The following is a 17,004-nucleotide window of genomic DNA, read 5'->3' as shown; positions in this document are numbered from 1 at the left end:
GCAGATAAAACCTACATTCCACACAGAACCCGCCGCGAGCGGGTTTTTTATTGTCCGGAGACAACATGATTTACACCACTGGCACGATCGCCGGCAGCGGCAGCACACTTACTGGTACCGGCACCAATTTCACCGCAGCGGGCACACTTATCCGCAACGGTTGTACTGTAATCGTGTTGACCAGCCCGGTGCAGGTATTCCAGATCACGGCGGTCAACAGCGCCACGCAGCTGGCCGTGACGCCTGCCGTTAATCCGGCAATCCCGGCGGGCACCCGCTATGCAATCCTGCTCAGTGATTCGCTCAGCGTTGACGGGCTTGCTCTTAATGTTGCCGAAACGCTCAATATGTACCTGGCATACATGAGCGGATTCGCTGACGTGATGACCGGCACAGGCAATGTGACTATCACCATCAATGGTGTGTCGGTCACGGTACCCACGCAAAAGTCACTGGTTCAGAAAGACTCGAACGGGCTGGTGCCGATGTCCCTGGGCGGTACCGGCTCGCCGAATGCTGCTGGCGCCCGCAAAAACCTCGAACTCGGAGACTCGGCAACAAGAAACGTCCACACTGCATCATACGGTGATACAGCGGGTGTAGGTGTGGCGTTGCAGACCAATGCCGACTTTCGCAGCATTGCTGGTTATGACGACGTACAAAACTTTCCGCGAGGGGTGTCAGGCGGCATTCAGTCAGCGTCTAAATACGGTGCTACAGGCGATTATGTCGGACTTCTGTCCGTGCGTGGATGGGGTGACTCCTCCGCTCCATCTGCTTCCTGGCAGATAGCCGTTAACAGCGCATTACAGGCTTTCCGCATTCCAGTTAGAGCTTCAGATGGTGCCTCATACCTCACCACCTATAAAATCTGGAACCAGCGAAACACGACAGTAGATGCCAATGGATTTATCAAACAGGCGTCGCCGATCGCGCGACTCACAGACAACCCGTCGCTGATGCAGTCCACTTTCCTGGACGGCTTCACACTGGCAGGCGTTGCTGCCGTTAACGATGAGGCTGCAGGGGTGGAGGCTGTCAGGGTATCGACTGGCGTTTATGAGGTTCGCGGCGCGACCGGGCTGCACAACGACGGCTGGACCATCGAGATCCCACAGGACACTAATGGCAATCGCCTGTGTTTTGTCGAAACAGAAGTGGGCGAAGATGGTGCAATTACAGTCTGCGTATTCAAACGCCGCTTCGATATCGATACGGCAATGATAGTGGCCGGTGAACCGATGGATATCCCGGAGGGTCGCTGGATTGACCTGCGACTGGAAATGCCAGCTGATTCGATCTACAACCAGCAAATGAAATCTGCAGAGGAGGCGGTGATTAAACAACAGGCTGAGCAGGCGATTAAAGACGCTGAAAGCATGGAACAAAGTATTAATCCCGATAATCAATAGGCCGCACCATCTTGATCTGGCCCCTCTTTAAAACTACTGTTTTTATATACAGTATTTAACAGGGAGGGGCATAGAGTGGCTAAATATTCAGATATCGGGACCGCGTTCAGGGCTGCGGTCAGGCGGGAACCTAGCGGCAGGCAGATAGTAACCAGCGTCGATTTTGTGCGGGAACTGGAGAAGCTCCATCATCACTGGTCTCTTAGCCAGGCCAATGCCTGGATTGAGCGGTACCAGACGTACTTTCGGGACTACACCTCTCACGAGGGTGATGACCGGAGCTATTTCATGATCGGCATGGGGAGGATCATGTAATGGGGTTCCCGTCGCCAGCACAAGATTATGTACAGCGTCCGCTGTGCCTGAACCAGTTATTCAACGTAAACGGCAATACTCTTCTGATTGAGACATCGAGCGGCTGGGCCGTGATCGATAAGTCGAAGCGGCCAGATCCCGGCATTGTTTTGCTGGTGAATGTTGACGGCTACAACCAGTTCGCCCGCTGGATGGGTGATACGCTGATAACGGAAGATGGCGAAGCGATAGAAGGCGAGGCGCTGGACGGCGTAACTGTCATCGGGCCGGTAATGGCGCTGATCAATGCTGTGGGACGTGACGACGATTGCCCTGTACTGTAAGCTATTTTGCCGGTCAGGGGATGTGGGCCTGGTAGATGAAGGAGAAATGTTCTCGTCTCGCTATCCCAACCGGCGGTCAAATCTGTCAATAGTGCGGGCTATTTAGTCATATATAAAAGGGGTCGTCATAGCGGCTAGATAACTTAACATGGCCCTACGTGAGTAGGGCAACATGTGGCCTTTACATTTAGGACTTCACCTAAGTAAACATGGATTATCAGCAATGATATTTTATATCTATAGCAGTAATAATCAGTCTGATTAAATTTTTTGTTTTATGGTGCTCTCTTTGTTCTCAGTTTTACAGCCCAGTCAGCAATGCTGGTTGTGGACAATATGCTACCTATACAGGATATAAAACCTTTTTCAGAAGTGGAATATGTGCTTTTGAGTTTATTTATTACTAGCGACATATCGTCCCCACTTTCATCAAAAGTAATGGTTGCAATCAACTTTGTATGAAAGGAATTTGACAAATATATAGGTTTTGTTTTAGTGTCGCCACTGAAGGTCGTGATTGAAAAAACATCAGCGACATTAAGCGTCCCTGTGACATATTTTGTATCCAGATATATACGGAATCGACCCTCAATAGACTCATTAAGTGCGTCGGATGCTTGTGTCAAATAGTGATTCAGCATTCCAATAGAACGTTCTACCTTATTAACTTTACTAACAGAGTCTGCAACAATTTTTCTAAATGGATTGTCATTCATTTTTATTTACCTCTATGCTAATCGGTAAGTGATCCAGATGATTATCATCACCATACACTAATTCTAGTATCTTATCATTAAAGAAAACCTTGGTTTCACTCTCATTCAGAACCCATGGCCCATCCTCAATGAAGGATGAAGACACATGTGCATGATCTAAAACGGAGCATCCATTTTCTGCATGTCTTTTAGATGAAGATAAAAAAGTGCCAAAGCCTCTATTGTTATGATTCCTTTGCATCGTGGATGTAGCAATTAATGAGTGTTGGCCAAAAAAGGAAAAAGCCAGATTATAAAGCCTAGAATTACTCCTTAGTGCATAGTATTTGTTATTGTAAGATTTTAGATTTGTCTCTTTTGTAATTTCTTCTGGGGTCTTATTATAATCACCCATCAATATTAACTGCTTGCCAGATTTAATTATCGAGTTGCATTCTCGACGTAATTCCTCTGCAGCATCCTTGTGCTTAAACTCATATCCCAGAGATATTTTTGATGGCCAGTGAGAAATAATTAAAGATAACTCTTCCTCATCCGTTTCGCAGTTTTTCATTATAAACTCAACGCCAACTTTTGTATTATTCCCTGTGTTTTGGTTTTCGTCTTCAAGATCGTTATATTTTATATACTTATTTAAATTGAGACTAAAGCTGCTATTTTTAAAAAGTGCGCATATATCGAACTTTAAATTCCTATTAAATTTTTCCATGGCAGGAAGTATTGTTATGTTACTTCTTTCGAAAAGATCAATGCTTTCTCTGTTTGAGATGAATTCTTCATCTACTTCACATACAAAAACAATATCATGATTGTTTTCTGTCATCAAATTAAAAATTGCTTCATTAACAGATGCCTTATAATCTGGGATATCTTTCTTATGAGTCAGTCCTATATTCCAAAACGCAATTTTCATGTTTTATTTTGACTCGTAGTTATAATATAAATAAGGTTTTAAAGGGTTTTATCAGTTTATCTCTAACCAGTGCATAGTTTCAAGAGTGCTGTCTCTTGAGCAGATATCATTTTCCATAAATCTTTCTTCCACTAGCAGGGACACAAGATGATAGGTAGCAACTTGGTTCATATCAATCTTAGAGTAAAGAGTATCGCTTATGCGGCCACGTTAACGCATTCCCGAATTAGCATCAGGTTATTGAAAAATTCATAAGTGGACTAAGTTATATCTGCTCCTATAATCATTAGTTGTTCATTTTTACAACATCATTTATTGGCATAAAGATGGCATTAATGCATGCCTCGTTAGCATAGACGTGGCTTGCCTTACGCGATCCACTCAGCCACCAGCTCTGGCAGATGAGCGTAAAATGCTCTCTCCAAGGTACACGAGGCGTTGGTCAGATGTGCCGACTTTGCTTGCTAACCAGACTACTTTTGACGGACAAACTTGGGGGCATATCGGGGGCGTTTTAGGGGCAAAATGGTGATTGGGGGCAGATTTAGGGGCATTAAGAAGGCTGTATATGTCCCCATATGTCCTTGAGTGTGATTTCGCAAATTATTGATCCTAAATAAATTATAAATTTTACAATAAGATATTAAAATTGTTACTATACCCCCCTACAGTATAGGAGGGCGTATGCCACACTCACCCGAAGACAAAAAACGCATCCTTACCCGTGTTCGCCGCATTCGTGGTCAGGTTGACGCCCTCGAGCGGGCGTTGGAATCTGGCGAACCCTGCATTGCCATTCTTCAGCAGATCGCCGCCGTGCGCGGGGCTGCTAACGGCCTGATGGGCGAGATGGTCGAAATTCACCTCAAAGATGAACTGGTCAGCGGTGAGACGACGCCCGACCAGCGTGCGGTAAGAATGGCGGAAGTCGGCCATCTTCTGCGCTCTTATCTAAAATAAACATTACTGTTCACATAAGGGAAGAGAGTCTATGAAATCACGTGCGGCTGTTGCCTTTGGCCCGGGTCAACCTCTGAAAATTGTTGAAATCGACGTAGCGCCACCGAAGAAAGGCGAGGTGCTGGTGAAGATCACCCACACCGGCGTCTGCCACACCGATGCGTTCACCCTCTCCGGGGACGATCCGGAAGGCGTCTTCCCGGCGGTGCTCGGCCATGAAGGCGGCGGCGTGGTGGTGGAAGTGGGCGAGGGCGTCACTAGCCTGCAGCCTGGCGACCACGTCATTCCCCTCTACACTGCCGAGTGCGGCGAGTGTAAGTTCTGCAAATCCGGCAAGACCAACCTCTGCCAGGCCGTGCGCGCTACCCAGGGTAAAGGCCTGATGCCGGACGGCACCACCCGTTTCTCCTACAACGGCGAGCCGATCTATCACTACATGGGCACCAGCACCTTCAGCGAATACACCGTCTGCGCAGAGATCTCTCTGGCGAAGGTCAACCCGCAGGCACCGCTGGATAAAGTCTGCCTGCTGGGCTGCGGCGTTACGACTGGCATCGGCGCGGTGCACAACACGGCGAAGGTAAAAGAGGGCGACAACGTTGCAGTGTTCGGCCTCGGCGGCATCGGTCTGGCGGTGATCCAGGGTGCAGTCCAGGCGAAGGCGGGACGCATCATCGCCGTTGATACCAACCCGGAGAAGTTCAAGCTGGCGGGCGAGATGGGCGCAACCGACTTTATCAACCCGAACGACTACGACAAGCCGGTTCAGGACGTGATCGTTGAGCTGACCGACGGCGGGGTTGAGTTCAGCTTCGAGTGTATCGGCAACGTTAACGTCATGCGCGCGGCGCTGGAGTGCTGTCATAAAGGATGGGGCGAGAGCGTGATCATCGGCGTGGCTGGCGCAGGCCAGGAGATCCGGACTCGTCCGTTCCAGCTGGTTACCGGGCGCGTCTGGCGCGGCTCCGCTTTTGGCGGTGTGAAAGGCCGTACCCAGCTGCCGGGCATGGTTGAAGACGCGATGGTTGGCAAAATTGACCTCGACCCGTTCATCACCCACCGTCTGCCGCTGGATCAGATCAACGAAGCCTTTGACCTGATGCACGAGGGTAAATCTATCCGTACCGTTATCCACTTCGGCGATAACTGATCCCACTGCCGGCGGTTTAGCCGTCGGCAGCCTTTTTAATGTGCGGATCTGTGACCGAGTTGGCGCTTTTAGACATAAGATAAATCTTATGTCTGCCGATGACTATCTGACAGGCGTGTAATTACGCATCTTACAATAAGAGAGTCGATAGCCATGGATAAAACAGCAGCGATGCACAAACCGCAGACAGTTGGCTTTTTACATCATATCCGCTTAGTACCCCTTTTCTCCGCTATCCTCGGCGGAATCCTTCTGCTTTTCGCCCTCAGCTCTGGGCTGGCAGGCTACTTCCTGATGCAGGCCGACAGCGATCAGCAGGACGTCACCGCCGAAATTCAGATCCGCATGGGGCTGTCTAACAGCTCTAACCACCTGCGCACCTCGCGTATTAATATGATCCATGCCGGGGCGGCCAGCCGCATCGCGGAGATGGATGACATGAAGCTCAACATCGCTGAGGCGGAGAAGCGTATTGGTCAGTCGCAGGAGGGCTTCAACGCCTACATGAACCGCAGCGTGAAAACGCCAGCCGATGAGGCGCTGGATGGCGAGCTTAAGGCGCGGTTTGATGCCTACATCGCCGGGTTGCAGCCGATGCTGAAGTACGCCAAAAACGGCATGTTTGAGGCGATCATCAACCATGAAAATGAGCAGGCCAGAGGGCTGGATACCGCCTATAACGAGGTGCTGCTGAAAGCGATTCAGATCCGTACCGAGCGGGCCAACAAACTCAGCGAACTGGCACACCAGCGTGCGCAGCTTGGCCTGATGTTTATGGCAGGCGCGTTTGTGCTGGCGCTGATCCTGACCCTCATTACCTTCGTTGTGCTGCGTCGCATCGTGATTAGTCCACTCCAGCGTGCCGCGCATCGTATTGAGCTGATTGCCTCTGGCGATCTGACCCATGCCGACGAGCCTACCGGGCGCAGCGAAATTGGTATCCTCAGCCGCGACCTGCAAAAAATGCAGCACTCACTGGTGAAAACCGTGGGTACGGTGCGCCAGGGCGCAGAGGAGATCTATCGCGGTACCAGTGAAATCTCGGCGGGCAATACCGATCTCTCGTCGCGCACCGAACAGCAGGCGGCAGCCATCGAAGAGACCGCTGCCAGTATGGAGCAGCTGACCGCTACCGTGAAGCAGAACGCCGACAACGCCCACCATGCCAGCAAGCTGGCCGGGGATGCTTCCGGCAAAGCGACCAAAGGCGGGCAGATTGTCTCCGGCGTCGTGCAGACCATGGGCAACATCTCCGCCAGCTCGAAGAAGATCTCTGAAATTACCGCCGTGATTAACAGCATCGCCTTCCAGACCAATATTCTGGCGCTGAACGCGGCGGTAGAAGCGGCGCGGGCAGGCGAGCAGGGTCGTGGCTTTGCGGTAGTTGCCAGCGAGGTGCGTACTCTTGCCAGCCGCAGCGCCCAGGCAGCAAAAGAGATTGAGGGGCTAATCAGCGAATCGGTCACGCTGATTGAGCGCGGTTCCGGAGAAGTGGTTGCAGCAGGCGATACCATGGGTGATATCGTTGCTGCGGTAAAACGCGTCACAGATATCATGCAGGAGATTGCCGCAGCGTCCGACGAGCAGAGTCGCGGTATTGAACAGGTTAGCCAGGCCATTACCGAGATGGATAACGTTACCCAGCAGAACGCCTCGCTGGTAGAGGAAGCGTCAGCGGCGGCGGCGTCGCTGGAAGAGCAGGCAGCACGTCTGACCGAGGCGGTAGGCACCTTCCGGCTCAAGCACGGCAGCCAGGCGCGGGAAGAGAAACCCGCCGCAACAAAACCCTTTACGCCATCGCGTCCGGCGCTGGCCAGCGGCGATAACTGGGAAACGTTCTAATTTCACCAACCTTTGGGGGCCGCGAGGCCCCCTTTTTTTATCGCTTATTTGCTGTCAGGCAGCGCGTAGGCAATGATGTAATCCCCGCGGTCCGGAGACTGACGTGCGCCCCCGGCGTTGATCACAATGTACTGCTTACCGGTTTTCGGTGACACGTAGGTCATCGGGCCGGACTGGCTGCCTACCGGCAGACGCGCCTTCCAGATTTCGCTCCCCGTCGCCGTATCAAACGCGCGCAGATAGAAATCCTGAGTACCGGCAAAGAACAGCAGACCGGACTGAGTGGAGAGGGATGCGCCCAGGGTCGGCATACCGATGGGAATCGGCATATGCATGCGGATCCCCAGCGGGCCGGTATCCTGCACCGTACCTACCGGAACCTGCCACACCAGCTTACCGGACTTCAGATCGACTGCGGACATGGTACCAAACGGCGGCTTCTGACATGGAATGCCCAGCGGAGAGAGGAAGCGCTCGCGCATCGCGCCGTACGGTGTCCCCTCCATCGGCACAATCCCCATCTCAATGCCGCTGGCGTTTTTCGCAACCTTCGCGCGTGGCACCATGTAGTTTGCCAGTCCCAGACGCATGTCGTTCACAAACATCAGGCCATTGTTCGGATCGACCGAGACGCTGCCCCAGTTCATGCCGCCAAGCGATCCCGGGAACTGCAGGGAGCGGTCGAGGCCCGGCGGGGTAAAGACGCCTTCATGACGCATCGCTTTAAATTCGATACGGCAGATCAGCAGATCGATAGGGGTTGCACCCCACATATCCGATTCAGTCAGAGTCTGGTTGCCGATCATCGGCATCCCTACGGAGTAAGGCTGGGTCGGAGAGTAGCGCTCGCCCTCCACGTTGCCAGCCGGAACCGGACGCTCTTCAACCTTCGCCACCGGCTCACCGGTTTCACGGTTGAGCATGAAGATCATACCCTGCTTGCTGGTCTGCACCAGCACCGGCGTCGTGCCGCCTTTGCCGTCGGGCAGATCGTAGAGCAGCGGCTGTGCGGGCAGGTCAAAGTCCCACAGATCGTGGTGGGTAGTCTGATAGTGCCAGCGTACCTGGCCGGTGGTGGCGTCGACAGCAACAATGGACGAGCTGTACTTGTCGTCCAGCGCGGTACGCTCTCCGGCGAAGAAGTCTGGCGTCGCATTGCCGGTCGGCAAATAGACCAGGTTCAGTTTGGCGTCATAAGACATCGCTGACCAGACGTTAGGCGTCCCACGGGTGTAGGTCTGACCTTCCGGCGGCAGGCCGGTGATCGCCGGGTTACCTGGATCCCAGGCCCACGCCAGCTTGCCGGTGTGCACGTCATAGGCACGCACTACGCCCGGCGGTTCGCCCGTGGAGTAGTTATCCGCCACGCGACCGCCAACGACGACCACGTTACCCGCCACCAGCGGCGTGGAGGTCTGCTGATAGTAGCCAGGCTTCACTTCACCCATACCGACGCTGAGGTCGACTGAGCCGTTGTCGCCAAAGTCCGCGCACGGCTGGCCGTTATCGGCATTGATCGCAATCAGGCGGGCATCGGTGGTTGGCAGGAACAGACGACGCGGGCAGGCAGCAGGCTGCGCAGCAGGAACGGCCGCAGCCTGAGCATCTTCGTAATAGCCGAGGCCACGGCAGCGCTGCCAGTTTGGCGCAGTGGCTTTGCTGTCATAGCGCCACTTCTCTTTCCCGGAGTCAACGTCCAGCGCCAGCACCTTGCTGTACGGCGTACAGACGAACAGGGTGTCACCGATCTGCAGCGGCGTGTTCTGATCTTCCGCGCCGGAGCCGTTGCTCTGCGGAATATCGCCGGTGCGCGCAACCCAGGCCACTTCCAGCTGGTTTACGTTCTGCTTGTTGATCTGATCCAGAGCGGCAAAGCGGTCACCGTGGGTGGTATTACCCCAGTGCTTCCAGTCGGTCTGCTGGCTACCTTTAGCCACCGGCTGCACCGGCACTTCTTCGTTGGCAGTGACCAGCGTCTGCGGCTTGAACATCCAGCCCGCACTGACCAGCAGCGCAAGGGCAATTACGGCCGCAACGCCAAAGGCTGGCTTTTTGCTGCCTGAGGTGGTCATGAACGGCCAGAGCAGGGCGGCGAGGAAGGCCAGCACGCCAAAGGTAAAGAGCCGCGAGAAGAGCGGCCAGAAGTCCCAGCCGGCGTCACTAACGGCCCAGATCGCTGAGGCGATAAACGCCAGCGCGTAGAGCACGATACCGCTGGTGCGGTTTTTGATAATTAACAGCGCAGAGATCAGCATCACTACGCCCATCACCAGGAAGTAGGCGCTACCTCCCAGCGAGACAAGTTTGATGCCGGGAATACCAATAGCCAGACCGATAATTATCATCAGCCCGGCCAGAAGCCACTTCAGGATCCGACCGATCCCGCGTGGCGTGTTGCCAGTTGCCATGTCACTCTCCTAAAAACCGCTCAGGCGCACGAGGGTGAACCAAAACGGTAATTTAAACAGGGTTTGCCTTGTAAAATGGGTTCTAATCTCCACCATAACGAAATTATATGAACCATATGGTGAATTGTGCGACATGATAGATCTGTTAAATTGTTTTACGCAATTGTTAAAAAAAATAATTTCGCACATTTTGTGGGCGGCAAACAAAAAGCCCGTCACAAAGACGGGCGGTAAGAGAGGCAATTAGGGATTAAGCGATGCGCAGCGTTGGCTGAGCTTGCGCTTTGGTCACGCGGACCGGAATCGATTTTGAGGTTGGAGTACCTGTCCCTTCGCCAGTGCGGGAGAGGGGAACCAGCGGGTTCGTCTCCGGGTAGTAGGCGGCAAGGTTACCGCGTGGGATGGCGTAGGCCACCAGTTTGAAATCTTTCACCTGACGGACAATACCGTCATCGGCTTCGGTGGTGATGTCCACGCGATCGCCATCCCGCAGACCCAGCGCCGCAATGTCGTCGGCATGCATGAACAGCACCTCACGTTGGCCGTAAACGCCACGATAGCGGTCATCCAGGCCATAAATGGTGGTGTTGTACTGATCGTGGGAGCGCAGCGTTTGCAGAATAAACGGCGCGTCCTCGCGCACGGACAGCGGCAGCGGCGCGGCGCTAAACTCAGCCTTGCCGGAGGGCGTATTAAACGTCATCGCGGCAGCAGCATTACCCAGCCAGAAACCACCCGGCAGATCGCAGCGGGCGTTGAAGTCAGCGAAGCCCGGGAGGGTGGCGGCAATATGGTCGCGGATCAGGCTGTAGTCGCTCGCCAGCGCCAGCCAGTTAACGGCGGCATCACCGAGAGTCGCGTGGGCGATATTGGCAATAATCGACGTCTCTGAACGCTGGGTGTCGGCCAGCGGTTTGCCGATCCCTTCGGAGGCGTGGACCATGCTGAAAGAGTCTTCTACGGTAATAAACTGCCGACCGCTGGCCTGTACATCCTCTTCCGTACGCCCCAGCGTCGGCAGGATCAGCGAGGCTTTTCCCGGCATCAGATGGCTGCGGTTGAGCTTGGTGCTGATATACACCGTTAGCCCACAACGGCGCAGCGCTTCGCAGGTGCGCGGCGTATCCGGCGCAGCGGCGGCCAGGTTGCCACCGAGGGCGATCAAAACCTTAACCTCGTCGCGCAGCATGGCGTTGATGGCATCGACGGTATGGTGGCCCGGCCTGCGCGGCGGCTCGAAGTTAAAGTGACGGGCGAGGCTATCCAGCAGGGCGGCAGGCGGTTTCTCATCGATACCCACCGTGCGGTTGCCCTGTACGTTGCTGTGGCCGCGCACCGGACACAGGCCAGCTCCGGGTTTACCGAGATGGCCGCCGAGTAGCTGCAGATTGGCGATCTCTCGTACGGTATCGAGAGAGTGCTTGTGCTGAGTTATGCCCATCGCCCAAGTGCATATTACCCGCTCAGCGTTCTGCCAGATGCCTGCCGCCTCGCGCAGCTGCTGCTCCGTCAGGCCAGACTGCTCAACCAACGTTGCCCATGGAGTCGCATCGATTTGCGCAAACCACGCCTCAAGGCCCTGGGTGTGCTCAGCGATGAACGCCTCATCGAAAATACCGGGCTGGCCGTCAGCCTGCCGCTGGCGCTGCGTCTCCAGTAGCGCTTTCGCCATGCCGCGCACCGCCGCCATATCGCCCCCAAGATTAGGCTGATAGTAGGAGGAGCTGATGGTGCCTGCCATCGGGGTGATCACCTCCAGCGGCTTCTGCGGATCGGCAAAACGTTCCAGCCCGCGCTCGCGCAGGGTGTTAAAGGTAACGATGCTGGCTCCGCGATCGGCGGCGTGGCGCAGGCTGTGGAGCATGCGCGGGTGGTTGGTGCCCGGGTTCTGGCCAAAGACAAAGATCGCGTCGGCCAGGTCAAAATCTTTCAGGTGGATGGTGCCTTTGCCCACGCCAATGCTGCGCTTAAGCCCGGCACCGCTCGCTTCATGGCACATATTGGAGCAGTCGGGGAAGTTATTGGTTCCCACCATGCGGCCAAACAGCTGATAGAGATAGGCCGCTTCGTTGCTGGCACGTCCGGAGGTGTATAGCTCCATCTGGTCCGGGTTATCCATCGCCTGGATGTGTTGCGCAATCAGCGCCCAGACGGCATCCCAGCTTATTGGCTCATAGCGATCGGTGGTAGGATTATAGCTTAGCGGCTCCGTCAGGCGTCCCTGGTACTCGAGGAAGTAGTCGGACTGCTGATTAAGGGCGCTAACGGTGTGTTTGGCAAAGAAGCTGGCGTCTACCTGGCGGCGGGTCGCCTCCCAGGTCACGGCCTTAGCCCCGTTTTCGCAGAAGCTAAAGGTGCTTTTATTATCGTCGCCCCAGGCGCAGCCGGGGCAGTCAAAGCCCCGGGCCTTGTTCATGCGCAACAGGTTACGCATATTTTTCAGGGCATTTTTGCTGTCGATGACGAAGCGAGTTGTCGCTTCCAGAGAGCCAAGCCCGCCGGCAGCGGCGTGGTAAGGCTTGATGGCAGATTTAAATTTCATGAACGCTTCCAGACGGCGGGTTGCTGGACCCATAATCAATAACGCGTTTTTATCACACAATTAACGTCATGTTTACCAATTGCGCAACAACTGCCGCCGGAAGAGCGCTTAAGCGCACGCTGCGTTAAACCGGCATCGATTTTCGGATAGCGCTAAGCAGCGTTTGCGCTCCCGCTGACAGCGGGGCGTCGATACGAGTAATGATGCCAATCGGCTCGCCCGCCCCAAGGGCCGGGATCGGCAGTGCCGTCAATGCGCCCTGTTTGAGATCGTCCTTTACCGCCCCGGAGGGAACAAACCAGACGTAGTTATACTCGACGGTGAGCTGGCGGGAGAGGGAAGCCGACAGCGTTTCGATACAGCCGGAGGGCAGCGTGCACCCCTGGCTGGAGAGCAGCGCCTCGGTATGCTGACGCGGGGCAGTACCCTGCGGAGCGACCACCACTGGCCACTCCATCACCCGACTGAGCGTTACCGTATCTTTAAGTAGAGGGTGACTGGGATGAACCACCAGCTTCAGGGATTCCAGAAATAGCAGCTCGTAGTTCAGGCCGCTCATCATCTCCGGGTCCGACATGCGACCGATGCCGATATCCAGCTCGCCGGTTTTCAGACCGGCCAGCAGCATCGGGTTATTCATGGTCGCCACCTGAAGAGTAATATGCGGCAGATGGCGATGAAATTCGCCAATCGCCGGAGGCATAATGCCCAGCGCTGCGGTGGGCAGCGCGCCGACGCGCACGACGTCATTATTGACGCCTTCTTTATGGTACAGCGCCTGACCGGCGGTATTCAGCGCATCCAGCACCCGCACCGCATGGGTCAGGAACTGCTCGCCCACTACGGTCAGGTGCGCGCCCATGCGCCCGCGATCGAACAGTCGCGTGCCGGTCAGCTGCTCCAGCTCGTTGAGGGTTTTCGACAGCGCGGGCTGGCTAAGGTTGAGCGTTTCTGCCGCACGCCCCAGCGTTCCCTGTTGAGCGACGGCGACAAAGGTATGTAAGTGGCGCAAGCGAATGCGCTGACTGAAGAGGCCATTTTTTTCCATAACCAATGTTAAAAACAGAGCGCAACCGCTGACAAGAAAAGTTATCTAAATTTGATAACTTGCTAGCAAAATATTATTAACATTTAACCGTTTTCTCCGGCCATCTGCGGCTTTCAGCCTCATGTATGTATAATTATTTGTTATGTAACTGATGGTTACACTCTTTGCCCCGATCACATTTTGTAATTATTTCCCGCGCCGGGTGAGGACCTTCTCTACACTCCAGGTAGATGAAGGGGAGAAATGAGATTATGGCGTATACCATCACGGCTGATGAGATCCGGGAAGAATTTTCACAGGCCATGTCGGCCATGTACCAGCAGGAAGTTCCTCAGTATGGCACCCTGCTGGAGCTGGTTGCCGATGTGAATCTGGCGGTGCTTGAGAACAACCCTAAGCTGCATGAGCAGCTTGCCAACGCAGACGAGCTGGCGCGTCTCAACGTTGAGCGTCACGGGGCGATACGCGTGGGTACACCGCTGGAGCTATCCACCCTGCGGCGGATCTTCGCGGTCATGGGCATGCAGCCGGTGGGCTATTACGATCTCTCCGAGGCGGGAGTGCCGGTGCACTCCACTGCCTTTCGTCCGGTTGATGACGAGGCGCTGTGCCGCAATCCGTTTCGCGTTTTCACCTCGCTCCTGCGTCCCGAGCTGATTGAGAGCGAGTCGCTGCGCCAGCGCGCCAAAGCGATCCTGGCCAAACGATCGATTTTTACCCCGCGCTGTCTGGAACTGCTGGATTGCTTTGAGAAGCAGGGCGGATTCACGGCGGCCCAGGCGAGCGAGTTTGTTCAGCAGGCGCTGGAGACTTTTCGCTGGCATCAGCATGCCACCGTCGACTACGAAACCTACCACGCGCTGCATGCTGAACACCGCCTGATCGCCGATGTGGTCTGCTTTCCTGGCTGCCACATCAACCACCTGACGCCGCGCACCCTGGATATTGACCAGGTGCAGGCCCTGATGCCGGAGTACGGTATCGAGCCAAAAATCCTTATTGAAGGTCCACCGCGCAGGGACGTTCCGCTCCTGCTGCGCCAGACCAGCTTCAAGGCGCTGGAGGAGCCGGTACTGTTTGCCGGGGAGCACAGGGGAACCCACAGCGCGCGCTTTGGTGAGATCGAGCAGCGGGGCGTGGCCCTGACGCCAAAAGGGCGAGCGCTTTACGATCGGCTGCTGGCCGAGGCGGGCACCGGGAAAGATAATTTGACCCATCAGCGTCATCTCCAGGAGAAGTTTACCGCCTTTCCCGACAGCGAGCTGCTGCTGCGCCGCCAGGGGCTAGCCTACTTCCGCTACCGCCTGACGCCCACCGGCGAGGGACATCGTCACGCCTTTGGGCCAGGAGACGATCCGCAGCCGCTGATCGAACGTGGCTGGGTGGTGGCACAGCCCATCACCTATGAAGATTTTCTGCCGGTCAGCGCAGCGGGAATTTTCCAGTCTAACCTTGGCAATGAAACCCAGCAGCGCCAGCATGGCAACGCCAGTCGCGAGGCGTTTGAGCAGGCGCTGGGCTGTTCGGTACTGGACGAGTTTGCCCTCTACCAGGCGGCGGAGGTGCGCAGCCTGCGACGCTGCGGATTGGTGTAAAACTCTCATTGGATTCCTGGGCGATATTGTCTAGAGTGGGCGTGCTTTTATTGCCGCTGTTTCGCTTGCGGGCGGAGCGCTTACACACGACCAAAAGGACGTTTTCTCAGGCATGAACCGCAGACGTTTTTTAAAATCTTCTATGATACTGGCCGCTGCGAGCGGGACATCAGGCCTCGCCTCGCTCTTTTCCCGCGCTGCCTTTGCAGCGGAACCCGGCATTGCCGATGGCCAAAGCCATCGTTTTGATTTCGCCAGCCTGCAGGCCTCGGCGCACGATCTGGCCCAGACCCCCTGGGGCGGTGCGCCCCGCGCGCTGCCGGAGACGCTGGCTACCCTGACGCCGCAGGCCTACAACAGCATTCAGTACGATGCAAAGCAGTCGCTGTGGAACAACGTCGAGGGCCGCCAGCTTGACGTGCAGTTCTTCCACGTCGGGATGGGCTTCCGCCGCCGGGTGCGTATGTTCTCACTGGATCCGGCCACCCATCAGGCCCGTGAGATCCACTTCCGCCCGGAGCTGTTTAACTACCACGACGCCGGTGTCGATACCAAACAGCTGGAGGGGCAGAGCGATCTCGGCTTTGCCGGCTTCCGCGTCTTTAAAAAGCCGGAGCTGGCCCGCCGGGATATCGTCTCTTTCCTCGGGGCGAGCTACTTCCGCGCCGTGGATAGCACTTACCAGTATGGTCTCTCCGCACGCGGCGTCGCGGTCGATACTTTTACCGACACTCCGGAAGAGTTCCCGGACTTCACTTCGTTCTGGTTCGAAACGGCTAAACCGTCAGACACCACCTTTACCGTCTATGCCCTGCTGGACAGCCCGAGCCTGACCGGCGCGTATAAGTTTGTGATCCACTGTGAGCAGGACCAGGTGATCATGGAAGTGGATAACCACCTCTACGCCCGCAAGGATATCAAGCAGCTGGGGATTTCACCGATGACCAGCATGTTCAGCTGCGGCAACAACGAGCGGCGCATGTGCGACACTATCCATCCTCAGATCCATGACTCCGATCGGCTGGCGATGTGGCGTGGCAACGGGGAGTGGATCTGCCGCCCGCTCAATAACCCGCAGAAGCTACAGTTTAACGCCTTTGAAGATAACAACCCGAAGGGCTTTGGCCTGCTGCAATTGGATCGCGACTTCTCCCACTATCAGGACGTGATGGGCTGGTACAACAAGCGTCCGAGCCTGTGGGTCGAGCCGCGTAATAGCTGGGGTAAGGGAAGCGTCAACCTGATGGAGATCCCCACCACCGGCGAGACGCTGGATAACATCGTCTGCTTCTGGCAGCCGGAAAAACCGGTCAAGGCCGGGGATAAACTTGCTTTCCAGTATCGCCTCTACTGGAGCGCGCAGCCGCCGGTACGCTCTCCGCTGGCCCGCGTGCTGGCAACCCGTACTGGTATGGGCGGCTTCCCGGAAGGATGGGCGCCGGGCGAGCACTATCCGCAGGTGTGGGCCCGCCGTTTCGCCATTGACTTTGCCGGGGGCAACATCAAAGAGGCCGCACCACGAGGCATTGAGCCAGTGATCACTCTTTCAAACGGCGAGGCGAAGCAGGTTGAGATCCTCTACGTGGAGCCGTTCGACGGCTACCGTATTCAGTTCGACTGGTATCCCACCAACGACTCCACCGATCCGGTGGAGATGCGCATGTTCCTGCGCTGTCAGGGCGTGGCGGTCAGTGAAACCTGGCTCTATCAATACTTCCCACCCGCGCCGGACAAGCGGACCTACGTTGACGATCGCGTGATGCGCTAGGTTAAGGAGAGA

Annotated in this window: 13 protein-coding genes; 7 read left to right on the top strand and 6 right to left on the bottom strand. The window is 55.6% G+C overall.

What is annotated here, in order from left to right; all coding sequences use genetic code 11:
* The first annotated feature begins 65 nt into the window (after nt 1–65).
* Complete coding sequence (locus RTN40_RS00585) at nt 66–1,412, top strand: phage tail protein (RefSeq protein ID WP_312226735.1); 1,347 nt, start codon at nt 66–68, stop codon at nt 1,410–1,412.
* An 87-nt stretch (nt 1,413–1,499) separates the two neighbouring features.
* Here RTN40_RS00585 and RTN40_RS00580 read toward each other — a convergent pair whose 3' ends face one another.
* Nucleotides 1,500–1,676 (bottom strand): hypothetical protein, encoded by a 177-nt coding sequence (locus RTN40_RS00580; RefSeq protein WP_312226734.1) that lies wholly within the window; start codon nt 1,674–1,676, stop codon nt 1,500–1,502.
* 50 nt (nt 1,677–1,726) lie between these two features.
* On the opposite strand from RTN40_RS00580, the gene RTN40_RS00575 reads away from it, so the two are divergent.
* Nucleotides 1,727–2,050, top strand: coding sequence for a hypothetical protein (locus RTN40_RS00575; protein WP_312226733.1), 324 nt, complete (start codon nt 1,727–1,729; stop codon nt 2,048–2,050).
* Nucleotides 2,051–2,325: 275 nt separating this feature from the next.
* Here the strand turns inward: RTN40_RS00575 and RTN40_RS00570 are convergent, their stop codons facing one another.
* Nucleotides 2,326–2,766 carry a hypothetical protein gene (locus RTN40_RS00570; RefSeq protein WP_312226732.1) on the bottom strand — a complete coding sequence of 147 codons (441 nt, stop codon included), beginning with the start codon at nt 2,764–2,766 and terminating at the stop codon, nt 2,326–2,328.
* Complete coding sequence (locus tag RTN40_RS00565; protein ID WP_312226731.1) at nt 2,759–3,679, bottom strand: hypothetical protein; 921 nt, start codon at nt 3,677–3,679, stop codon at nt 2,759–2,761. The genes RTN40_RS00570 and RTN40_RS00565 overlap by 8 nt, the downstream gene beginning before the upstream one ends.
* A gap of 684 nt (nt 3,680–4,363) precedes the next feature.
* Between RTN40_RS00565 and RTN40_RS00560 the strand changes: the two genes are divergently transcribed.
* From RTN40_RS00560 to RTN40_RS00550, 3 genes are all read left to right on the top strand, one after another.
* Nucleotides 4,364–4,639, top strand: coding sequence for a metal/formaldehyde-sensitive transcriptional repressor (locus RTN40_RS00560; protein ID WP_072015216.1), 276 nt, complete (start codon nt 4,364–4,366; stop codon nt 4,637–4,639).
* A 31-nt stretch (nt 4,640–4,670) separates the two neighbouring features.
* Nucleotides 4,671–5,789: an S-(hydroxymethyl)glutathione dehydrogenase/class III alcohol dehydrogenase gene (locus tag RTN40_RS00555; RefSeq protein WP_042390891.1), complete on the top strand. Its 1,119-nt coding sequence runs from the start codon at nt 4,671–4,673 to the stop codon at nt 5,787–5,789.
* Between the two features lie 153 nt (nt 5,790–5,942).
* Nucleotides 5,943–7,631: a methyl-accepting chemotaxis protein gene (locus RTN40_RS00550; RefSeq protein ID WP_312226730.1), complete on the top strand. Its 1,689-nt coding sequence runs from the start codon at nt 5,943–5,945 to the stop codon at nt 7,629–7,631.
* 44 nt (nt 7,632–7,675) lie between these two features.
* On the opposite strand, the gene RTN40_RS00545 is transcribed toward RTN40_RS00550, so the two are convergent.
* From RTN40_RS00545 to RTN40_RS00535, 3 genes are all read right to left on the bottom strand, one after another.
* Nucleotides 7,676–10,039: a glucose/quinate/shikimate family membrane-bound PQQ-dependent dehydrogenase gene (locus tag RTN40_RS00545; protein WP_312226729.1), complete on the bottom strand. Its 2,364-nt coding sequence runs from the start codon at nt 10,037–10,039 to the stop codon at nt 7,676–7,678.
* A 250-nt stretch (nt 10,040–10,289) separates the two neighbouring features.
* Nucleotides 10,290–12,581, bottom strand: coding sequence for an FdhF/YdeP family oxidoreductase (locus RTN40_RS00540; RefSeq protein WP_312226728.1), 2,292 nt, complete (start codon nt 12,579–12,581; stop codon nt 10,290–10,292).
* Between the two features lie 124 nt (nt 12,582–12,705).
* On the bottom strand, nt 12,706–13,629 hold the full coding sequence (locus RTN40_RS00535; RefSeq protein ID WP_312226727.1) for a LysR substrate-binding domain-containing protein: 924 nt from the start codon (nt 13,627–13,629) through the stop codon (nt 12,706–12,708).
* Between the two features lie 251 nt (nt 13,630–13,880).
* Here RTN40_RS00535 and RTN40_RS00530 point away from each other — a divergent pair, with 251 nt between their 5' ends.
* Nucleotides 13,881–15,224, top strand: coding sequence for a VOC family protein (locus tag RTN40_RS00530; RefSeq protein WP_312226726.1), 1,344 nt, complete (start codon nt 13,881–13,883; stop codon nt 15,222–15,224).
* A 112-nt stretch (nt 15,225–15,336) separates the two neighbouring features.
* The gene (locus tag RTN40_RS00525) at nt 15,337–16,992 is read left to right on the top strand and encodes a glucan biosynthesis protein (RefSeq protein WP_312226725.1); all 1,656 of its coding nucleotides are present in this window, start codon (nt 15,337–15,339) and stop codon (nt 16,990–16,992) included.
* The last annotated feature ends 12 nt before the right edge of the window (nt 16,993–17,004 follow it).

Origin of the sequence: Pseudescherichia sp. (assembly GCF_031987975.1) — a bacterium.
Taxonomy (GTDB): Bacteria; Pseudomonadota; Gammaproteobacteria; order Enterobacterales; family Enterobacteriaceae; genus Pseudescherichia.
This window is presented reverse-complemented; position numbering and strand designations above follow the sequence as displayed.